We start from the raw sequence: 19,686 nt of genomic DNA, 5'->3' as shown, positions 1-19,686 counted from the left end.
CGGCCGTGTCCGTCAACCCCAGCCCTCGCCGCCGACCCTCTCCTCTGCGCCGCGCTCGCCGCCGACCTCGACGCCGCGGACTTCCGCTCCGAGCCCCTGCGTCGCCTGTGGGGCGAGGAGGAGGACGACGCTCTCGCGCGTGGTCTGCGCGAGCCCATCCTGCGGGCGATTTCCGGCGACGACGGGCCGCTGGCGACTCTCGGCCGCCTGCTCGTGCTCGGCATCCGCCAGCCGGCGTCGACCGTCGACGCCGCCCTCCCTCGCCTCGGAGCGCAGGGACTCGCTGACCTGGGCCTCGCCGTCGTCGACGGAGACGATGTCGTCCCGGCCGCCCTGCTTCGCCCGCAGTCGTTCGTCGACGCCGACGGCATCGGCGAGTGGTGGATCGCCAGCGATCTCGACGAGGTCGCGCTCGACGGTCCGCTGCCGGCGGATCACGTGCTCGGAGTCGGAGGCGCTTCGCGCACCCTCGCCGAGATCGTCATGCCCATCGAGGTCGACCGCGCCCTCGACCTCGGCACCGGGTGCGGCATCCAGGCACTGCTCGTGTCGCGCCACGCGGCATCCGTCGTCGCCACGGACATCTCGCAGCGCGCGCTGTCGTACGCCGAGTTCAACGCCCGGCTGAACGGGGTGGCGAACATCGAGTTCCGCCGCGGGAGCATGTTCGAGCCGGTGGCCGGTGAAGCCTTCGACCTCATCGTGTCCAACCCGCCGTTCGTCATCACGCCGCGGGCCGAGGGCGTGCCGGAGTACGAGTACCGTGACGGCGGTCTCGTCGGCGACGCGCTCGTCGAGGACTTCGTGCGCGCGGCGCCCGATCACCTCACTCCGGGCGGCGTCGCGCAGCTGCTGGGAAACTGGGAGTCCCGCGCCGGACAGGCGCGACTCACCGACCGCGTCGGTCTCGACCGCCTGGCGTCGTGGGTGCCGGCCGAGCTCGACCTGTGGGTGATCCAGCGCGAGGAGCTCACGCCGCTCGCGTACGCGGAGCTGTGGATCCGCGACGGAGGCATCACCCCGCGCGACGCCGCGTTCACCCCGCTGCTCACCGCCTGGCTCGACGACTTCGAGGCACGAGGGGTCACGGCCGTCGGCTTCGGCTACATCCTGCTCCGCCGGCCGGCGGTTCCGGGGCGGGTGCCCCTGCGGCGCATCGAGCGGATGCCGCAGCCCCTCGCGAACGTCGGTGGCGCATTGCGTCACGGACTCGCGGCGCACGACCTGCTCGCCGACGGCCTGCCGTCGACCCTGGTCACCGCCCCCGACGTCACGGAGGCGCGCCACCTCATGCCGGGCAACGACGACCCCAGCGTGATCGAGCTGCGGCAGGGCGGCGGCTTCGGTCGCACGATCACGGCCGACACCGCGCTCGCCGCCTTCGTCGGCGCGTGCGACGGCGAGCTCACCGTGGTGCAGATCGCGTCGGCGCTGGCCGACCTCTTCGAGGTGCCTCTCGCGGATCTGTGGGCCGACCTCGAGCCGCGCGTCCATCAGCTGTTCCTCGATGGGATGCTGCTGCCGGAAGAGACCTGAGCACGGGCCGGTGTCCTGCGGAGCCGGCTCGGCGGCGGAGGCGTCCAGAGCCTGCCGCGGGTCTCAGCGCCGCCGACGGATGCCGCGCAGCACGAGCACGAGTCCGCCGAGCACCGCGAGCACGGCAACGGCCATGAGCGCGATGGTCGCGGTGGCGTCGAGTCCCGTCGCTCCGAGCTGATCGACCGTGGAGGCCGAGGGGACCTCTGCGGCACCGCCGGTCTGCGCTCCGCCGGTGGAACCGCCGCCGGTGGATCCGCCTCCGGTCGAGCCTCCGCCGGTGGAACCGCCTCCGGTGGAGCCTCCGCCGGTGGAACCAGTGGCCTGCACGGTCGTGCCGGACGCGAGGAGTCGGGCCGCACCGTCGTCGCCGATGCCCGAGGCCGCGATGGTGTGCGCGCCGAGGCTCTGGTCGGCGGGGACCGTTACCGTGGCCGAGAACGAGCCGTCGTCGCCGGCGACCGCGGTCGCGAGCGCGGTCGGGGTGGAGTAGATGCCGAGCGCGACGGTCGCCCCGGGCAGGAAGCCGTCGCCGGTGACCTGCAGCCGCTGCCCGCGGGTCACCGTCGCCGGGACGCCGCCGAGCGATCCGTCGGACGACGACGGCAGAGCATCGGGGAGCGGGACCTCCGCTGAGATGACGATACGGACGGTGGTCTGAGCGGTGCCGAATCCGTTGGTCGCGGTCACGGCGACGCGCACGGTTCCCGCGTCGGCGAGAGCCGGGGTGCCGCTGAGCTCGGCGGTCCCGTCGCCGGCGTCGGTGAACGACAGCCACGCGGGCAGCTCGGCGGCGGTGAGGGCGCTGACCGGGGTTCCGGTGCTCACGAGGTGCACGATCACCGGGGCTCCGGCGAGCACGCGCACCTCGGGCACCGGGTCGAGCACGGGCGGCTCGCCGACGGTGAGCGTCGCGGGCTCGGTGGCCACCGCTCCGGCGGCGTTCGTGAACACCGCCCGGACGAGCGCTCCGTCGTCGTCGATCGCGGCGTGCAGCGTGAGGGTGTCGGCCGTGGCTCCGGAGATGGGCGTCCAGAGGCCGTCGACCCGGCGTTCCCACTGCACGGACGGCGTGGGGTGACCGCTCGCGGACGCCGTGAACACGGCATCCGTCCCGACGAGCACGCTGGCCGCCTGAGGCTGGAGCGTCACCACGGGCGCCTCGTGGACCGTGAGCGTGAACGGCTGCGTGACGGGTCCGTCGACTCCGTCGACCGACAGCGTGAAGGCCATGGTGCCCCCCGAACCGGCCGGAGGCGTGCCGACGAGCTGCTGCGCGCCCTGCGGGCCGGAGAGCGAAAGCCACGGCGGCGCGTCAGCCGAGATCGTGACGGGTCCGGTGGCCGGGTAGCCCGGAGCGACGATCACCGGGAACACTCCGGCGGCACCGGCCGTGAACGTCGCGCTGTCGGCGCTTTCGAAGCGCGGCTGCGACGTGATCGTGAGCGTGAACTCCGCGGAGGTGCTGCCGACGGCGTTCACGGCGACGAGCGTGAAGGCATGAGTGCCGGGGGACACGGACGGGACTCCCGACAGCTGCGCCGTGCCGTCGCCGTTGTCGTGCAGCGAGAGCCCGGCGGGCAGCTCGCCCTGCGCCGACAGCGACGGCGCGGGTGCTCCGGATGCCGAGACCACGACGTCGACCGCCTCACCCTCGGCCACGGTTGCGGTCACAGGACCGGTGAAGGCGGGGACGGCTCCGACCTCGATCGTCACGGTCTGCTGCACGCGAGTGGCGCCGTTGTCGGCCGCGAACACGAGCGGGTAAGAGCCTCCCGAGCCCTCGAGCGGCACGCCCGAGATCGTCGCGGTGCTTCCGGTCGGCGACACGGCGAGCCCCGGCGGCAGGCTGCCGGAGACGAGCGACACCGTCGGTTCCGGAAACCCGGTGGCCGTGACGGTGAAGCTGAAGGCCTGGCCCACGACAGCGCCGGCGGTGCCGGGACTCGTGAAGACGGCATCCTGCGCCACGGTCAAGGGGAGCGTGACGGAGGCGCCGCCCAGCGCGGCCGTGACCCCGCCGACGCCCGGTGTGGATCCGGCCGTGAACGTGGCTGTGGCGACGCCGCCGCTCATGACGCTCGTGCTCGGGGCGACGCTGGAACCCGCAGGCGCGGCGCCGCTCCAGCCAACGAGGCGCCCGTCGAAGGCGCTGAGGGATGCAGGGTCGACGGGGTCGCCGGCGGAGTCGGTGAGGAGCGACGCGGTGACCGTGGTGGTCTCGCCGGTCGTGAGTGTCGGGTCACCTGAGGATGCGGTGAGCGTGAGGAACGGCGTGGCCGAGCCGGTGCTGAGCGCGACGGAGTCGCAGCCAGGAGTCCCCGGTCCCGACACGCAGCCCCACCAGTCGTGGGTGACGGTCGCCGCGGCTCCCGGATCGGAGCGGACGGCCGCCGCGCCGGTGTTGCCGGCGAAGGAGCTGAACCGCGCGGAGAGCGCGCCAGCCGTGGCGTGGATGGCACCGCCTCCTGCCGCGCCGCCTGTGGCCGAGTTGGCGGTGAAGACGCTCCCCGACACCACGGCCGGCCCCTGCACCTGGTGGATCGCGCCGCCGACCGCAGGCCCGCCGGTGCCGTCGGCGATGTTGCGGTCGAAGAGGCTCCGTGTGATTTCGACGGAGCCGACGCCGTTGGTGGAGTAGGCGATCGCCCCTCCGCCCGCCTCGATCCCGGATTCCGACCGAACGCGATTGCCGGTGAAGGTCGACCCGCTGACGACGAGATCGTCGCCCGGCATCCGCGCCTCGTAGTACACGGCCCCGCCTGAGGAGGTGCCCGCGTCGTTGTCCCTGAAGGTCGATCCGGTGATGGTGAGGTCGCCGCCGATGAACTGGATCGCCCCGCCAGGGCCCGCCGTGCCCGACAGCGATGCGTTGTCGCGGAAGACGCTGTCGCGCACGATCAGCGTGTCGGCCGGCGCGCCCGCGGCTCCTCCGATGATCGCGCCGCCGCCGTAGACGGAGTCACGCCCGCCCTCGAAGCCGAAGCCGACGATCTCGACCGAGATGCCGCCGGTGAGGCCCGGGTCGATGGCGAGCAGCTGCGAGCTGCCGTCGCCGACGATGGTCGCGCGTCCGCCCGATGCGGAGAGCGTGACGTCGGTCCCCGCGCCTCCGCGGAGCTCCAGTGCTCCGGACGTGAGCGGATACGTTCCCTGTGGCACCTCGATCGTCGTCGTGCCGCCGAGGTTGCCGGCGACGCACAGCGCGTTGCGGAGCGTGACGGGCGTGGCGGTCACGACGACGGACGGCGTGGAGCACGCGTCGTTGGCGTCGGCGTCTGCGGTGCTCGTCACCGTGATGGTCGTGGCGGCTGCGGCCGGAGCGGCCACCACGAGCCCCGTGGCGGAGAGCGCGAGGGCAGCGAGCGCGGCGAGGCGGCCACGCATGGACAGGGCAGACATCCGGGGAGCAGACATCGACGTCCTTCGGTCAGGCGCTGGGGACGCCGCGACGGTGAATATATCGGAATGCTATCGGCTCGGCGTCCTGAGTGATAGCGTCGGACCGCACCCGCCCTCGCGGCGAATCCCCAGGGTGCGATCCGACTGCAGGAGTGCCATGACTGCTGTGTTCTCACGCCGCGGCGTGCTGGGAGTCGGCGCCCTCGCGCTCGGCACCGGGATCGCCGCTGCCGGTCACCCGGCGTCCGCGGCGATCGCTCCGGAGCACGGGGCGGCCGCGCAGTCCGCGATGGCAGGCGTCTCGGTGGCAGAAGACCGCGGCACCGGCATCCCTGACCCGATGCGTCCCGTGCGCTCGCTCTTCACCGGGCAGGAGGGGAGCGTCTACGTCGGCATGTCCCCCTGGGCCGAGAACCGCCTCGTGCTCGACGCCGTCGGCGACCTCCCCGGCGGCGACGACCCGGAGCACCGCTTCCGCGTCGAGTTCACCGCGCCGGCCGGGGCCCGTGACGGGCTGTACCGGCTGCTGCGCGGCGGGGCGCACATCGCGTCGCTCTACCTCGTCTCGGTGGCGGACGGTGCGCTCGAGGGCATCGTCGACCGACAGGGGCGCAGCGCATGAGCGACTGGTTCGTCGGCGAGATCCGCATCGTCGCCGGCACCTACGCCCCGGTGGGATGGGCGCTGTGCGACGGGCGCACCCTCAGCATCTCCCAGTACCCGACGCTCTACGCGCTCATCGGCACGACCTACGGCGGCGACGGCCAGACCACGTTCGCCCTTCCCGACCTCCGCGGCCGCTCGGCCGTGCACGTCGGGACCGTCGGCGGTGTTCCGCACAGTCTCGGGCAGAGCGGCGGCGCCGAGTCGGTCGTCCTGTCCATCGGGCAGATGCCGACGCACACGCATGCGCCGGCCGTGGCCGGCACGGCATCCGCGACGGATCCGGCGGATGCTCTCTGGGCTCCGCAGGCGTCGTTCGCGTACTCGGATGCCGCGCCGACGGCGCCGCTCCCGGGCGACGCTCTGCTGCCCGCCGGCTCCAACCAGCCGCACGACAACATGCCCCCGTTCGTCGTGGTGTCGTACATCATCGCGCTCGACGGCATCTTCCCGACACAGGACTGAGGAGCCGATGACAGAGCAGTACCTGGGCGAGATCCGGCGGGTCGCCTTCGCTTTCGCTCCGAAGGGCTGGGCCCTCTGCAACGGTCAGCTGCTGCCCATCGCCACCAATCAGGCGCTGTTCTCCCTGCTGGGGACCCTCTACGGCGGGGACGGGAAGACGACCTTCGCCCTGCCGGATCTGCGGGGACGGTCGCCGATACACACGTCGGACCCGGCGCTGCGAGGAGTTCCAGGCGGGGAGGCGACGCACACGCTCACCCAGGCGGAGATGCCCGCGCATACGCACCAGGTGCAGGCGTCCGGCGCACCGGCCAGCACTCCCTCGCCGCAGGGTGCCTACTGGGCCGAGCTGGCGCAGCCGGGGTACGGCAGCGGTGCGACCGGCACGATGGCCGGGGCCTCCGTCGCCCACTCGGGCGGAGGGCAGCCGCACGAGAACCGGTCGCCGTTCCTCGTCGTCACCCACATCATCGCGCTGACGGGCGTCTACCCGTCGCGCAACTGAGGCCACGGAGTCGCACACATGGCTGAACCGTACATCGGAGAGATCCGCACCGTCGGATTCGACTTCGCGCCGCGAGGCTGGGCGAGATGCGACGGGCAGCTCCTTCCCATCTCGCAGAACACGGCGCTGTTCTCGCTGCTCGGCACGAACTACGGGGGCAACGGCACGACGACGTTCGCGCTGCCGAACCTGAACGGCGCCTTCGCGATCGGCCAGGGCGACGGCCCCGGACTCACGCCGCGCCGCGTCGGCGACTTCGGCGGGACCACGGCCGTGACTCTCCTGAGGTCGGAGATGCCGATGCACACGCACGGTGTGACGGGCGTCGCGGCGGCAGGCACCAGCGGCGACCCTCGCGGACGGTCGTGGGCGCAGAGCCGCTACGGCCGCGCCTCGCGCAACGGGTACACGCCAGGGCACGACACGATGATGGCGCCGGGTGCCGTCGCCGCCGCGGGCGAGTCGGCGCCGCACAACAACATGCCGCCGTTCCTCGGCATGTGCTTCGTGATCGCCTTGACGGGAGTGTTCCCGCCCCGTGAGTGACCGACGCGAGCGGGTGGCGTTCGACGACCCCCGGTTCGAAGCGATCGTGGCCGAGGAGCTGCGGCGCACGCTGCAGGGCGTGCCGGATGCCGTCGCCGACCCGCTCGTCGCCGCGCAGATCCGCTCGAAGATGCACGCGATCGTGTCGCGCTTTCCCGACGCGGTCGCCGACCTCGTCGTGCGCGACGGCATGCCGGTGGGCGCCGTGGTGACGGCGCCCACGCGCGACGGCATCCGCCTGTGTGACATCGTCGTCGCCGCGGCCTGGCGGGGAAGGGGCGTGGGGAGCGAGGTCTTGGCGGGGCTGCTCGCAGAGGCCGATGCCGAACGTCTGCCGGTGTCGTTGTCGGCGTGGTACGACGCGCCGGCGCGTGCGTGGTACGAGCGGCACGGGTTCGTCGCCGTGGGTGGCACGGTCGGCACTGTCGATGCTGTGGGAGCGGATGCTGCGGGAGGGTACGTCGAGCTGCGTCGGGAACCCTCGCGGGAATACGTCGAGATTCATTCGGTTGCATAGAACATGAAGGCTTTCGGATTCCTCTCGTTCGGGCACTACGGCGACGTCCCCGGATCGGCGACCCGCACCGCGGGTGACATGCTCCGGCAGACCATCGAGCTCGCCGAAGGCGCCGATGAGCTCGGGGTGAACGGCGCGTACGTGCGCGTGCACCACTGGGCACGTCAGGCGGCCTCGCCCATGCCGCTCCTGTCGGCGATGGCGGCCCGCACGCAGCGCATCGAGGTCGGCACCGGCGTGATCGACATGCGCTACGAGAACCCGTTCCAGTTCGCCGAGGAAGCGGCCGCGCTCGACCTCATCGCCGACGGCCGCGTCGCGCTCGGCGTGAGCCGCGGGTCACCCGAGACGGCGCTGCGCGGCTACGAGACCTTCGGCTACGTCGACCGCGAAGACACGGAGCGGGGCAGCGTGCTCGCCCGCGAGAAGTTCGACCTCTTCCTCGCGGCGATCGAGGGTGAGCGCATCGCGCCGGGTGACCCGCGGATGGTCGGCGCCGGTCGGTACCTCGCCATCGAGCCGCAGTCACCCACGCTGCGCGACCACATCTGGTGGGGATCCGGCTCGCGCGCCACAGCCGAGGAGACCGGCCGCAAGGGGCTCAACATGATGAGCTCGACGCTCGTCACCGAAGCGACCGGCCAGCCGTTCCACGAGTTGCAGCGCGAGCAGATCGACCTGTTCCGCGCCGCCTACCGCGAGGCAGGTCACACCGGACGGCCGCGCGTGTCGGTGAGCCGCAGCGTGTTCCCGCTCGTGTCCGACATGGATCGCGCGTACTTCGGTCTGCGCAGCGAGGAGAACGCCGACCAGATCGGCGTGATCGACGGGTTCCGCTCGACCTTCGGCAAGACCTACGCGGCCGAGCCCGACGTGCTCGTGTCGCAGCTGAAGCAGGACGAGGCCGTGATGGCGGCGGACACGCTCATGCTGACCATCCCGAACCAGCTCGGCCCCGAGTACAACCTGCACGTTCTGGAGTCGTTCGCGAAGTACGTGGCGCCCGAGCTCGGGTGGAAGCCGAACACCGAGGGCCCGGTCGAGGGCGACCCCGCCTGACGGCATCCGTACGGTTGCCGCCTGACGGCATTCGTACCCGGTTCGAGTCGCATGTTTTGCCCTGATTTCGGCGATTTCGGGGCAAAACATGCGACTCGAAACGTGGGGGCGGGGTTTCCCGCGCGTTCACCGGACGGCGGCGGCGCGTTACCTCCGGGCCACCTGGGAACCATATAAAGGGCGGCGCCCCCCACCCCCCGAAGAGGTTCCTCCGTCATGCCCCGACCATCCCTCCGCCGCGCCTGCGCCGGCGTGCTCGCCGCCACCGTGCTCGCCACGACCATGTCGACCGGCGCGCTGCCGCTCTCGGCGTCCGCGGCCATCGCTGAAGACTCCGCCGCTCCTGCCGCATCCGAGAGCCCGGCGCCCACGCCCGGCGCGGAGACCGCACCCGTCGCGGAGCAGACGACCCCGCCGGCGTCCGGGACAGAGGGGACGCCGGACTCCGGGGCCAGCACCCCGACCCCGACACCGGATGCCGGATCCTCATCGCCGAGCCCGACGAGCCCGGCCAGCCCCACGCCGGCGCCCGGGTCGGAGACGCCCGCGCCGGATGCCGGCACCTCCGGCAGCTCCGACGCCTCCGGCACCGTGACCCCGCCGGCCGGCACCGAGGACGACACGGCACCCGCCGGCGGCACCGCCCCCGATGCCGCCGCTGACGCCACCGCCACCGACGCCACCGACGCCGCCGCGCTCGCCGTCGCCGAGACGGTGCCGGGCACCGCGGGGAACGCGGGACCGCACTGGCCCCTCGTGATCACCGAGATCAACGGCGACAACCCCGGTGCCGACAACTGGGAGTACGTCGAGGTCACCAACACCACGGATGCCGCGATCGACCTCGACGCCTCCGGCATCCAGTTCCGGTACCACACCAGCCGCTGGAACACGGGCACCGTGCAGCCCCTCATCCACCTCGAGGCCGAGGCGGACGCTCCGGCCGTGATCCCGGCGGGCGGCGTCGCTGTGTTCTGGATGAACTACGGCCAGGGCGACCCGCGCCAGAGCCTCACGAAGGACCAGTTCCGCGCGTTCTACGGCGTGGCGGCCGACGTGCCCGTGTTCCGCTTCGGCCCGCAGGCCGGCTTCGCGAACGGCGGGGACCGGGGCTTCAGCATCACCGACGCCTCCGGAGCCACCCTCAGCCGCGCCTGGGTGCCCGCCGACGACGGCTCCAGCTCGACGCCGTGGAACGCGCAGTTCGCGGTTCCCGACCTCCTCGGCAGCAGTGAGGCCAGGCTGCTCGCCTTCGACCCGACCGGCGCGGCGGCGCAGCCCACACCCGGCACGATCACGGTCGAGCAGGTCACGAGCGCTCTCACCAAGCCCACCGACCCCGACTCCGACGGACCGCTGCTGCAGATCACCGAGGTCGCACCCGACACCGCGAACGTGTCGGGCTCCGACGCCTACGAGTTCATCGAGGTGTACAACGCGTCCGACACACCGGTCGGCTTCGGCGACTACGTGCTGAGCTACCTCACCACCGACAACAACCTGTCGGGACCCAAGACGAACGCCTCGACCCTCTGGCCCGCGGGGCCGGGAGAGCCGGTCATCGCCCCGGGAAAGACCCTGGTGCTGTGGATCCAGAACCCCGCCGTGCAGGCCGCGGGGCTCACCGCCGACGACTTCAACGCCGCGTTCGGCACGCAGCTCACGCTGGGCGAGGACCTGCTCACCATCAGCTCGGGCGGTATGGCCAACGGCGGGTCGCGCGGGCTCCAGCTCTCCACGAAGAGCGGCCACGACGTCTCCCGCGCGTACTACTTCGACGACGCGCAGACCACGGCGAGCACGGCCATCCAGTACGCGTGGAACCCCGCCGACCCGGCATCCGCCCTGTGGGCCCCCGGCGACCCCGCCGGCACGACGCAGACGATGCTCCGTCTCGGTGCGCCGACTCCGGGATCGGTGAGCGACGACCAGGTCGCCGGCGCCTTCGTGCCCTACCCCGCCGCCGGGACGGCCCCGGTGATCGCCGACCTCACGGGAGGATCGGAGGTCCCCGGAACCGACGGTGTCGAGCTCGGCTTCGACATCACGGATGACGTGCTGGTGCGCCGGGTCACGCTCACGCTGACCGACGACCTCGGCGGCAGCGAGACGCGCAACCTGACGTTCTCGTCGGCGAACAGGTACCTGTACTCCCTCCCCGCGGTCGACGTGTACGGCAAGCGGTGGATCGAGTACACCGTGACGGCGGGCGACGGATCGACGCAGAGCACCCTCGGTCCCGTCCGCCTGACGCTCGATGACACGACCCCCGACCCCGTGCGACTCAACCTCGGAGAGGGGGAGTTCGTGAACGCGCAGACGCCCGTGGTCGCCACGACCGACGGCGACGCGACGTCGCTCGACCTGCGCATCGACGGGGCTCCGGTCGCCGACGGCATCCCCTCGCTGGAGAAGGCGCCGAAGTTCGCGATCGACGCGACGTCGACCGACGCCTTCTTCCGCAACGGCATCAAGCTGGGCGACAACGTGCTGCGGATCTTCGACGAGGGCTACTACGACCGCATCGTCACGGTCGACGCCGACGTGCCCGTCGACGAGGTCGTGCGCGGCGAGCAGCTGACGATCGGCGTCTACGCGGGCACCAAGGCCTGGCCGAACCCCGACCCGAACGAGAACAACGACGACTTCACTTTCATGAACCCACGCCTGGCACTGCCGGACGGACGCGTGCTGCGCCCGACCTCGTGCTCGGGCGCGGGGGAGGGGCAGGAGCTCACGCCCCGCTCGTGCCCGAAGGACGCGGCGGAGCGGATCAACCTCAGCGACGCCAACCTCGTGTACTTCCTCGCGACCTTCACCATCCCGGACGACGCGTTCGACTCCGTGTCGACGCTGTGGGACACCACGGCCGTCGCCGACGGCGCCCACACGGTCACCGTCGCGGCGGCCGAGGGGACCGTCACCCGCACGGTGCGCGTCGACAACACGGCGCCGGAGATCACGGGCACGCTCACCGACGGCATGCAGTACCGCGGCCCGTTCACGATCGACGCGATCGCGACGGATACCGGTTCGGGCTTCCGGTCGATCACCGCGTCGCTCGACGGCGCCGACATCGCCCTGCCCACCGAGACCTCCTCGCTGGCCCTGACCCCGGGAGACCACGTCGCCGTGATCACGGCGAGCGACGCCGTGGGCAACATCTCGACCGTGACGACCGCCTTCACGACCGCCGACGAGATGCCTCGCACGACGCTCGTGACCCCCGACGACGGCGCGACCGTCGAGGGCGACTCCGCCGAGCTCTCGGCGATCCCCGGGTCGAACGTCGACGACCGCATGGAGGTCTGCTTCGCGGAGGGGTACACCTACACGCCGGCGGATGCCGAGGTGCGGGTGTCCTCGGGCACGACCACCGACGCGGGCGCGACGGATCGCCGCGGTGCGACCCCGCTCAGCGAGGACGAGCTCTCCCGGCTCACCGGCACCGACGGCATCGCCGTCGAGGAGACGTCGTCGACCGCGATGCCGTATCAGCTCTTCACGGTCGACGTCCCGGCGGATGCCGGCGCCGACGCGGACGCCCGGGTGGCGTGGGCCGGATCGGCGAACGCCGACGCGAAGGTGCTCCTGTACGTGCGCACGACGCGGGGGACGTGGGAGGAGGTCGACCGCTACGTCACGACGGGCGGCGCGCCGACGTCGTTCACGCTCGACGCGCAGGTGCCGATCGCGGGGCACGCGGTCGACGGCACGCTCACCTTCCTCGTGCAGCACTCCGAGGGGTGGGCGGCGACCGACACCTCGACGCGGGAGTCCGACGTGACGCCGTTCCACGCGGATGCGACCCCGCGGGACCAGTACGACTTCACGCTCGCGTGGGAGTCCGACACGCAGTACTACAACAGCAACGAGGGCCAGCAGGCGGGCACGGGCGGCAGCGACGTCTGGTACCAGCACCAGCTGGACATCAACCGGTTCCTTATCGACCAGCGCGACGAGCTCAACCTGCAGTACGTCACGCACACGGGCGACATCGTCGACGATCACACGCTGGCGCACCAGTGGAAGAACGCGGATGCCGCGTACGACCTGCTCGACGACGCAGGGCTGCCCTACGGCGTGCTCGCGGGCAACCACGACGTGGGCCACTTCGAGGGCGACTACGGTCCGTACAGCGAGCACTTCGGAGCCGACCGCTTCGACGACAACCCCTGGTACGGCGGGTCGTACAAGGACAACCGGGGTCACTTCGACCTCGTCAGCGTCGACGGCGTCGACCTGCTCATGCTGTACATGGGCTGGCCCGACCCCAACGACGAGGCGTCGAACTCGGCCGACATCGACTGGATGAACGCGGTGATCCGGCAGTACCCGGAGCGCAAGGTCATGGTGAACCTGCACGAGTACATGCTCACCACCGGTGGCCTCGGGCCGTTCCCGCAGCGCATCCTCGACGAGGTGGTCGCGCCGAACCCGAACGTGATCGCCGTGGGTTCAGGGCACTATCACGACGCCTACACGCGGCTCGACGAGTTCGACGATGACGGAGACGGTGTGGCGGACCGCACGGTGTACTCCATGCTGTTCGACTACCAGGGTCTTCCGGAGGGCGGCCTCGGCTACCTGCGCCTGCTGCACTTCGACAACGAGCAGGGACGCATCATCGTGCGGACCTACTCGCCGTCCCTCGACGACTTCGACTCCGACGACGCATCGCTGAACAGCCCTCCGGGGATGCAGGAGTTCGAGATCCCGTACGCGGCAGGCGGCATCGCGCCGCGCCCCAAGACGCTCGCGACCGACGCCTTCCGCGCCGACATCCTGACGACGCACGAGGTCGGCTGCGTCGACGGCGTGGTGAGCGGGCAGACGGCATCCGTCGCCTGGCGTGACCTCGACGAGGGCGAGCACGGCTGGTACGTGCGGACCACCGGTCCGTTCGGCGGGGTCGAGTACACCGCGGTGCGCACGTTCGTCGCCACCGGCACCGAGGGCGGCGGCGACCCCGACGCCGGGGCGGAGGGATCGAGCGATGCCGGCGGTGGCGCGGATGCCGGTGGCGGTGCGGATGCCGGTGCTGAGGGTGCTGGTGCTGATGCCGGTGCTGAGGGTGCTGGTGCTGACGGTGCTGATGCTGGTGCTGGTGCTGACGGGTCGAGCGATGCGGGCGGTGCTGGTGCTGGCGCCGGTGCTGGTGCCGACGCGGATGCCTCTGCTGACGGAGCGGCTGACGCGGCGGGTGCGGCGTCCGGTGCGGCATCCGACGGCGCGGCATCCGACGGGTCTGGCGCCGGCGCAGGTGGCGATGCCGCGGCAGGCGGCCGTCCCGAAAGCGGTGGGTCGACGGCACCGGGCGGACTCGCCACGACCGGCGCCTCTGCGGTGTGGTCGGCCTCGATCGCGGCCGGTGCGCTCGTCGCACTCGCCGCAGGCGTGCTGCTCTGGCGTCGGGGCCGCCGTCGCGTGAGCAGCTGAGCCGCCGCCGTCCTCACTGTTCGAGTCGCATGATTTGCCCTCAAACGCTGCAAAACAGGGCAAATCATGCGACTCGAAACGATCAGGAGTCCGGCCGACCAGCCGACCCGAACCCCGGGTCAGGGCGCTCGGCGACCAGCCGCACGATCGGACCGAGCGCGGCGCGCACCGTGAGCACCCGCAACGCCACTTCGCGCAACCAGGCGATCACCCGGCCGCGGCGGAACATCAGGCGCGCCAGCGTCCGAGAGTTCTGCTGCGCCGATTCGACGCGGGGACGTTCGATGCGTTCCCACTCGGTGAGCGCGCCGTGCAGCATCCGCCGATCCGTTCCGCGGAGCATACGCGCCAGCATCCATGCCGATTCCATGGCCATGGCGGCCCCGACACCGGCGGTCGGGAGGAATCCGGCTGCGGCATCCCCGAGCAGCACGCCGTCGGGAAGGACCCATCGGCGCACGCGCGCGTCGTCGAGGTGCCACAGGTAGGGGTCGTCATCGGCGGCGATCGCGTCGACGGCGGCGGAGAGCCGGGGAGGGAGCTCGGCGAGGCGGTCGCGCACGGTCTGGGCGAAGCGCCGTGGTCCGCCGGCCAGTTCGGGGGCCGGCCCGCCGAGGAAGACGCCGAGACGCCCGCGAACCGGGTAGACGCCGAGGAAGAACCCCGCTCCCCACAGCTCTTCGCCCAGTCCGGGATCGCCGTCGGCATCCTCCGCCCACGCGACCCATCCGGCCCAGTGGGTGTCGACGACCTCGATCTCGCCGGCTCCCAGCACATCGCGCATGCGCGAACGGATGCCGTCGGCGCCGACGATCAGGTCGAAGCGCGCGTGCACCGCCGTTCCGTCGGCGGTGATCAGTTCCGCGGTGCGCTCGCCGCCTCCGGCACGCGCGACGGAGGTCACCGTCGCGCCGAACGTGACCTCGCATCCCTCATCCGTGAGGACCTCGATCAGCTCGCCTCTCGAGATGCCGCGGTAGTCGCCGTAGGTCTGAAGGAGTGCGCCGAGCGGATCGGTGCGCAGGATGCGCCCTCGGTGCGAGCGGAAGCGGTACCGTTCGAGCGGCACGCTCAGCGCGCGGTATCGGTCCATGGCTCCGAGGTCGGCGATGGCTGCATCGGCGTTGGGCAAGAGGGCAAGCATGTATCCCGGATGCGCGTCGTCGTGCGCCCGGTCGATGAGGACCGGATGCAGTCCGTCTCGGCGCAGCAGCTGAGCCAGGGTGATTCCGGCGATGCCGGCCCCGACGACGAGCACGCGGACCGGGTCGTCGCGCTGAGCCGCCAGCTGCGCGGCGAGCGATGTGTGGGTGAGCATGTCCCTCCCTTGGACCACCTGGTCCACCCACCACGATACGCCGTCTGGACCGCCTGGTCCACTATGCTCGACGCATGGCACAGGTCAGCGGGGCGCATCGCGACGCGCTCATCCAGGCGACGGTGGCCGAGTTCGCCGCCGCGGGATATGAGGGCGCATCGCTGAATCGGATCATCCGTGCTGCCGGGCTCAGCAAGAGCTCGTTCTACCACGCTGTCGGCTCCAAGGCGGAGCTGTTCGACGCGGTCGTCGTCGCCCTCGTCGACGACGTGGCCGCGCAGTGGACGGCTCCCGATCCGGCGGAGTTCTCCGGCGGACGCTTCTGGGATCAGGTCGATCGCACCGTCGCCGAATTCGGCGATCTCGCAGCGCGCAACGCCGCCCTCGACCTGCTCGGACGCATCTTCTACCTGCCGGCGACGGGGGCGAGCGACGCGCGCACGGCCCTGCTCGACGACGTGCGCAGCTGGGTCGAGCGCGTGCTCCGTCAGGGCGTCGCCTCGGGGGAGGTGCGCGACGACCTGCCGGTCGACCTGCTCGCCGCGGCGGCCTTCGCCACGCTGCGCGCCGTCGATGAATGGGCGCTCGGGGCCGACGGGCGGGCGGATGCCGTGGACGGGCGGGCGGATGCCGTGGGTGTGCGGGCGGATGACGCGGGTGTGCGGGCGGATGACGCGGGTGTGCGGGCGGATGCCGCGAAGCGAGCCCCCGGCGTGCTGCTGCGCGGCCTGCTCCTGCCGCGGCCGTGACCGGGTTTCCCGGCGGGGTCGGGGCGCGCCGGCATCCCTTTCCGGTGCGAAAAGTCGGACTCCCGTGACGACACGCCGGTCACGGATGCCGGCCGCCGGCGTGTCGTGACGAAACTCCGACTTTTCGCACGCGTCGCACGGCACCGTGCCCGACGCGGCCGGACGGACCGGCCGGACGACGCGGCCGGACGGCGCGGCCGGGCGGCGCGGCCGGACGGCGCGGGCGTCGCGACCCGGCGGCGCGTGCCCGGCCCGGCGGCCCGGGCGGCCGAACGCGCCCCGGTACGCTGGAACCCATGCTCAACATGGCCGACGGCCTCAGCCGTCTCGGCGCGCTCGCCGAGGATCCCGTCGTCCGCACCCTCGCCGATGCGTTCACCGCGGCGGGCTTCGATCTCGCGGTCGTCGGCGGGCCGGTGCGCGACGCCCTGCTCGGCCGCGACACGCACGACCTCGACTTCACGACGAACGCTCGTCCCGACGACATCCTGCGCATCGTGACGCCGGTCTCGACCGCGCAGTGGGACATCGGCCGCGCCTTCGGCACCATCGGCGCCCGCGTCCGCGGCGAACAGGTGGAGATCACGACGTACCGCGCCGACAGCTACGACGGGAAGACCCGTAAGCCGACCGTCGAGTTCGGGGACACGATCGACGGCGACCTGATCCGCCGCGACTTCACCGTCAACGCGATGGCGCTGCAGGTCCCGGCGGTCAAGCTCATCGACCCGACCGGCGGCGTCGAAGACCTCGTCGCCGGGGTCCTCCGCACGCCGACCGACCCGCGGGTGTCGTTCGGCGACGACCCGCTGCGGATGCTCCGCGCCGCGCGCTTCAGCGCTCAGCTCGGCTTCGCGATCGACCCTGGCACGTTCGACGCGATCACGGAACTCCGTGAGACCCTGTCGATCGTCAGTCCCGAGCGCATCCAGTCCGAGTTCGTGCGGCTCATGGGCACGGCCGATCCGGTGCGCGGCATCCGCGTTCTCGTGGACTCGGGCCTCATCGAGGAGTTCCTCCCCGAGGTGAGCGCCCTGCGACTCGAGGTCGATGAGCATCATCACCACAAGGACGTCTACGAGCACTCGCTCACCGTGGTGCGACAGGCGATCGAGCTCGAGCACTCGCGGCATCCGGGTGAGGCACCGGACGTCCCGCTGCGCATCGCCGCCCTGCTGCACGACATCGGCAAGCCGCGCACGCGCAAGCTCGAACCCGGCGGCGCCGTGACCTTCCACCATCACGACGTCGTCGGCGCCCGCATGGCGCGCAAGCGTCTGCAATCGCTGCGGTTCGACAGCGACACGACGGACGCCGTCGCCACGCTCATCGAATTGCACCTGCGGTTCTTCGGCTACGCCGAGGGCGCGTGGACCGACTCGGCCGTGCGCCGCTACGTGCGCGACGCGGGCGACCTCCTGGAGCGGCTCCACATCCTGACGCGCGCCGACGTCACCACGCGCAACAAGCGCAAGGCCGCGCGACTCGCCGCCGCCTACGACGACATCGAACGCCGCATCGTCGAGCTCCGGGAACAGGAAGAGCTCGACGCGATCCGTCCGGAGCTCGACGGCAACGAGATCCAGCGGATCCTCGGCATCCGCCCCGGCCGCGAAGTCGGCGAGGCTTACCGGTTCCTGCTCGACCTGCGACTCGACGAGGGCGTCATCGGCCCGGATGCCGCCGAGCAGCGCCTCCGCGCCTGGTGGGCCGCCCGCGGCTGACCCCCGGGGCCCCCGGCCCCCCGGCCTTCGGCCTCCCGGGTTTCACGTCGCATGAATTGCCCTCAATCGCCTCGAATCGGGGCAAATCATGCGACTCGAAACCCGGGGTCTGCCGCAGCGCCGCCCGGAGCCGCGGATGCCGGCCGGAGTCACTCGTCCCGGCATCCGGCCTCAGGGCGCCGGTCAGGGCGCCGGGGTGGGCTCGGAGGAGGGGTCGGTGACCCCGTCGGTCGGCACCGGGGTCGGTGTGGGCTTCGGCCCGGTCGAGCTCACGCTCGGAGCACGCAGGAACGGCGGCGCAGGCTGCCTGATCGACGACTTCTTCGGCTCGCCGGTGTTCGGGTCTATCCTGCCCTCGTCGAGCGGATAGATGTTCCACACGGGCTGCTTGCGGTAGTCGCGGAACGGAACGGTCGCGGTCTCACCGTCCTCGAACAGCTGTCCGACCTCCATGTCGGAGCTGTAGCCGCCGTAGAGGTTGAGCGGCGTGCCCTTGTCCGTGAAGAGCTGCACGTGCTCGATCGGCTCGCCGTTCTCATCGAAGGCGAAGATGTTGCCGACCTGCACGCCGTCGAGCTGAAGCCCCTGCGGAAGGTAGCCGCCGGCGTCGACGTACTCGACACGCGGCACGAGCAGCGCGCCGAGCACGGCGGGGATGAGCAGCACGGCGAGCAAGCTCGTGGCGGTACGCAGATGACGAAGCCAGCGCATCGGCACCCACCGGCCTCGACCCCATTGGACGCTGACGACGACGAGGGCGAGCAGCAGCATCCAGTGCAGCGGATGCGTCGGCATCCCCCAGCCCGCTCCGTACGGCGGCATGAGCGTGGCCAGCAGGGTGACGAGCGCGTACATGCCGCATCCGCGAAGCACCCACCACACCGGCCGGAGCGCGACGAGGAAGTCGAGCAGCCACGCGCCGGCGGGGGTGTTGCGCAGGCGCCGGATGCCGTCGCCGAGGTCCTGGCGCCAGGCCGCGAGGCCGCGGCGGAACGGCTGGCGCGATCGCGACGCACCGCTCGGGGGGAGTCCGGCGGCCGACCGCAGCTCCGCGGCGTACTCCGCCGGGTCGCCCAGATCGAGCACGCCGTCGTTGTCGGCGGCCTGGTCGGCGAGGTCGGCGGTGAGTCCGGAGAGGATCTCGTCGAGTTCATCGGCAGGCAGGTCGTCGAGGTGCCGGCGCACGGATGCCGCGAACGCGCGGATGCGCTCGTCGATGGGTGTGTCGGTGGCGTTCATCGGTTCTCTCCGTTCGTGGATGCTCCGGCGCGATCGTCGACGAGGAGGCGGGACATCGCGCCGGCGAAGTCGAGCCAGGTCGTGGTCTGGGTCTCCAGTGCTGAGCGCCCCTGCGCGTTCAGCGCGTAGTACTTGCGGTGGGGTCCGCCGTCTGACGGGACGACGTAGCTCGACAGGCTTCCCGCGGCGTACAGGCGCCGGAGCGTGCCGTACACCGAGGCGTCGCCGACGTCCCCGAGCCCCGCGTCGCGCAACCGGCGCACGATGTCGTAGCCGTATCCGTCCTCCGCGCGCAGCACCGCGAGCACCGCGACATCGAGCACGCCCTTGAGCAGCTGTGTGGTGTCCATCCGACCTCCTCCGATGCGATGCACACTACCACGCACTGCACAGTACTCCGCAACCCACCCCACCCGCCCACCTCCCGCCAACCCATTCCCCGCTCCGGTATGAGTTGTGGTCGGAAATCCGGCCCAAATCCGACCACAACTCATACCTGAGCGGGGGCTGGATGGAGCGCGGGG

Annotated in this window: 13 protein-coding genes and 1 pseudogene; 10 read left to right on the top strand and 4 right to left on the bottom strand. The window is 71.8% G+C overall.

Going from position 1 to position 19,686, the window contains the following annotated elements:
* Nucleotides 1–15: 15 nt before the first annotated feature.
* Nucleotides 16–1,536, top strand: a pseudogene (locus AB663_RS04050) (DUF7059 domain-containing protein); the annotation flags it as partial.
* Nucleotides 1,537–1,599: 63 nt separating this feature from the next.
* On the opposite strand, the gene AB663_RS04045 reads toward AB663_RS04050, so the two are convergent.
* On the bottom strand, nt 1,600–4,938 hold the full coding sequence (locus AB663_RS04045; protein WP_067196067.1) for a putative Ig domain-containing protein: 3,339 nt from the start codon (nt 4,936–4,938) through the stop codon (nt 1,600–1,602).
* 157 nt (nt 4,939–5,095) lie between these two features.
* Here AB663_RS04045 and AB663_RS04040 point away from each other — a divergent pair, with 157 nt between their 5' ends.
* The 7 genes from AB663_RS04040 to AB663_RS04010 all read left to right on the top strand — a co-directional run bounded on the left by AB663_RS04040 (nt 5,096) and on the right by AB663_RS04010 (nt 14,132).
* Nucleotides 5,096–5,560 (top strand): hypothetical protein, encoded by a 465-nt coding sequence (locus AB663_RS04040; protein WP_067196065.1) that lies wholly within the window; start codon nt 5,096–5,098, stop codon nt 5,558–5,560.
* Entirely contained in the window at nt 5,557–6,066 is a 510-nt protein-coding gene (locus AB663_RS04035; protein WP_067196064.1) for a phage tail protein, read from the top strand. Before AB663_RS04040 ends, AB663_RS04035 begins: the two co-directional genes overlap by 4 nt.
* Before the next feature lie 7 nt (nt 6,067–6,073).
* On the top strand, nt 6,074–6,571 hold the full coding sequence (locus tag AB663_RS04030) for a phage tail protein (RefSeq protein WP_067196062.1): 498 nt from the start codon (nt 6,074–6,076) through the stop codon (nt 6,569–6,571).
* A gap of 18 nt (nt 6,572–6,589) precedes the next feature.
* Nucleotides 6,590–7,117 carry a phage tail protein gene (locus tag AB663_RS04025; protein ID WP_067196060.1) on the top strand — a complete coding sequence of 176 codons (528 nt, stop codon included), beginning with the start codon at nt 6,590–6,592 and terminating at the stop codon, nt 7,115–7,117.
* Nucleotides 7,110–7,634, top strand: coding sequence for a GNAT family N-acetyltransferase (locus AB663_RS04020; RefSeq protein ID WP_157540865.1), 525 nt, complete (start codon nt 7,110–7,112; stop codon nt 7,632–7,634). Before AB663_RS04025 ends, AB663_RS04020 begins: the two co-directional genes overlap by 8 nt.
* A 3-nt stretch (nt 7,635–7,637) precedes the next feature.
* On the top strand, nt 7,638–8,693 hold the full coding sequence (locus AB663_RS04015; RefSeq protein WP_067196056.1) for an LLM class flavin-dependent oxidoreductase: 1,056 nt from the start codon (nt 7,638–7,640) through the stop codon (nt 8,691–8,693).
* Between the two features lie 216 nt (nt 8,694–8,909).
* Nucleotides 8,910–14,132, top strand: a complete 5,223-nt coding sequence (locus tag AB663_RS04010) for a lamin tail domain-containing protein (protein WP_067196055.1) — start codon at nt 8,910–8,912, stop codon at nt 14,130–14,132.
* An 82-nt stretch (nt 14,133–14,214) separates the two neighbouring features.
* Here AB663_RS04010 and AB663_RS04005 read toward each other — a convergent pair whose 3' ends face one another.
* Nucleotides 14,215–15,450: an FAD-dependent oxidoreductase gene (locus AB663_RS04005; protein ID WP_067196053.1), complete on the bottom strand. Its 1,236-nt coding sequence runs from the start codon at nt 15,448–15,450 to the stop codon at nt 14,215–14,217.
* A 74-nt stretch (nt 15,451–15,524) separates the two neighbouring features.
* On the opposite strand from AB663_RS04005, the gene AB663_RS04000 reads away from it, so the two are divergent.
* Nucleotides 15,525–16,199 (top strand): TetR/AcrR family transcriptional regulator, encoded by a 675-nt coding sequence (locus AB663_RS04000; protein ID WP_067196051.1) that lies wholly within the window; start codon nt 15,525–15,527, stop codon nt 16,197–16,199.
* A 296-nt stretch (nt 16,200–16,495) separates the two neighbouring features.
* Nucleotides 16,496–17,923 (top strand): CCA tRNA nucleotidyltransferase, encoded by a 1,428-nt coding sequence (locus tag AB663_RS03995; protein WP_067196049.1) that lies wholly within the window; start codon nt 16,496–16,498, stop codon nt 17,921–17,923.
* Between the two features lie 183 nt (nt 17,924–18,106).
* Here the strand turns inward: AB663_RS03995 and AB663_RS03990 are convergent, their stop codons facing one another.
* Together AB663_RS03990 and AB663_RS03985 are read right to left on the bottom strand one after the other, a co-directional pair.
* Nucleotides 18,107–19,162, bottom strand: coding sequence for an HAAS signaling domain-containing protein (locus AB663_RS03990; protein WP_067196047.1), 1,056 nt, complete (start codon nt 19,160–19,162; stop codon nt 18,107–18,109).
* Nucleotides 19,159–19,512, bottom strand: a complete 354-nt coding sequence (locus AB663_RS03985; RefSeq protein WP_067196045.1) for a PadR family transcriptional regulator — start codon at nt 19,510–19,512, stop codon at nt 19,159–19,161. The genes AB663_RS03990 and AB663_RS03985 overlap by 4 nt, the downstream gene beginning before the upstream one ends.
* Nucleotides 19,513–19,686: the final 174 nt, after the last annotated feature.

The organism is Microbacterium sp. XT11, assembly GCF_001513675.1.
GTDB lineage: Bacteria > Actinomycetota > Actinomycetes > Actinomycetales > Microbacteriaceae > Microbacterium.
This window is presented reverse-complemented; position numbering and strand designations above follow the sequence as displayed.

What these genes read in the sequence shown, in the direction of transcription:
- AB663_RS04035 (WP_067196064.1), top strand. Translation starts at nt 5,557, where the DNA reads ATGAGCGACTGGTTCGTCGGCGAGATCCGCATCGTCGCCGGCACCTAC.
- AB663_RS04010 (WP_067196055.1), top strand. Translation starts at nt 8,910, where the DNA reads ATGCCCCGACCATCCCTCCGCCGCGCCTGCGCCGGCGTGCTCGCCGCC.
- AB663_RS04005 (WP_067196053.1), bottom strand. Translation starts at nt 15,450, where the DNA reads ATGCTCACCCACACATCGCTCGCCGCGCAGCTGGCGGCTCAGCGCGAC.
- AB663_RS03985 (WP_067196045.1), bottom strand. Translation starts at nt 19,512, where the DNA reads ATGGACACCACACAGCTGCTCAAGGGCGTGCTCGATGTCGCGGTGCTC.
- AB663_RS04015 (WP_067196056.1), top strand. Translation starts at nt 7,638, where the DNA reads ATGAAGGCTTTCGGATTCCTCTCGTTCGGGCACTACGGCGACGTCCCC.
- AB663_RS04045 (WP_067196067.1), bottom strand. Translation starts at nt 4,938, where the DNA reads ATGTCTGCCCTGTCCATGCGTGGCCGCCTCGCCGCGCTCGCTGCCCTC.
- AB663_RS03990 (WP_067196047.1), bottom strand. Translation starts at nt 19,162, where the DNA reads ATGAACGCCACCGACACACCCATCGACGAGCGCATCCGCGCGTTCGCG.
- AB663_RS03995 (WP_067196049.1), top strand. Translation starts at nt 16,496, where the DNA reads ATGCTCAACATGGCCGACGGCCTCAGCCGTCTCGGCGCGCTCGCCGAG.
- AB663_RS04000 (WP_067196051.1), top strand. Translation starts at nt 15,525, where the DNA reads ATGGCACAGGTCAGCGGGGCGCATCGCGACGCGCTCATCCAGGCGACG.
- AB663_RS04030 (WP_067196062.1), top strand. Translation starts at nt 6,074, where the DNA reads ATGACAGAGCAGTACCTGGGCGAGATCCGGCGGGTCGCCTTCGCTTTC.
- AB663_RS04040 (WP_067196065.1), top strand. Translation starts at nt 5,096, where the DNA reads ATGACTGCTGTGTTCTCACGCCGCGGCGTGCTGGGAGTCGGCGCCCTC.
- AB663_RS04025 (WP_067196060.1), top strand. Translation starts at nt 6,590, where the DNA reads ATGGCTGAACCGTACATCGGAGAGATCCGCACCGTCGGATTCGACTTC.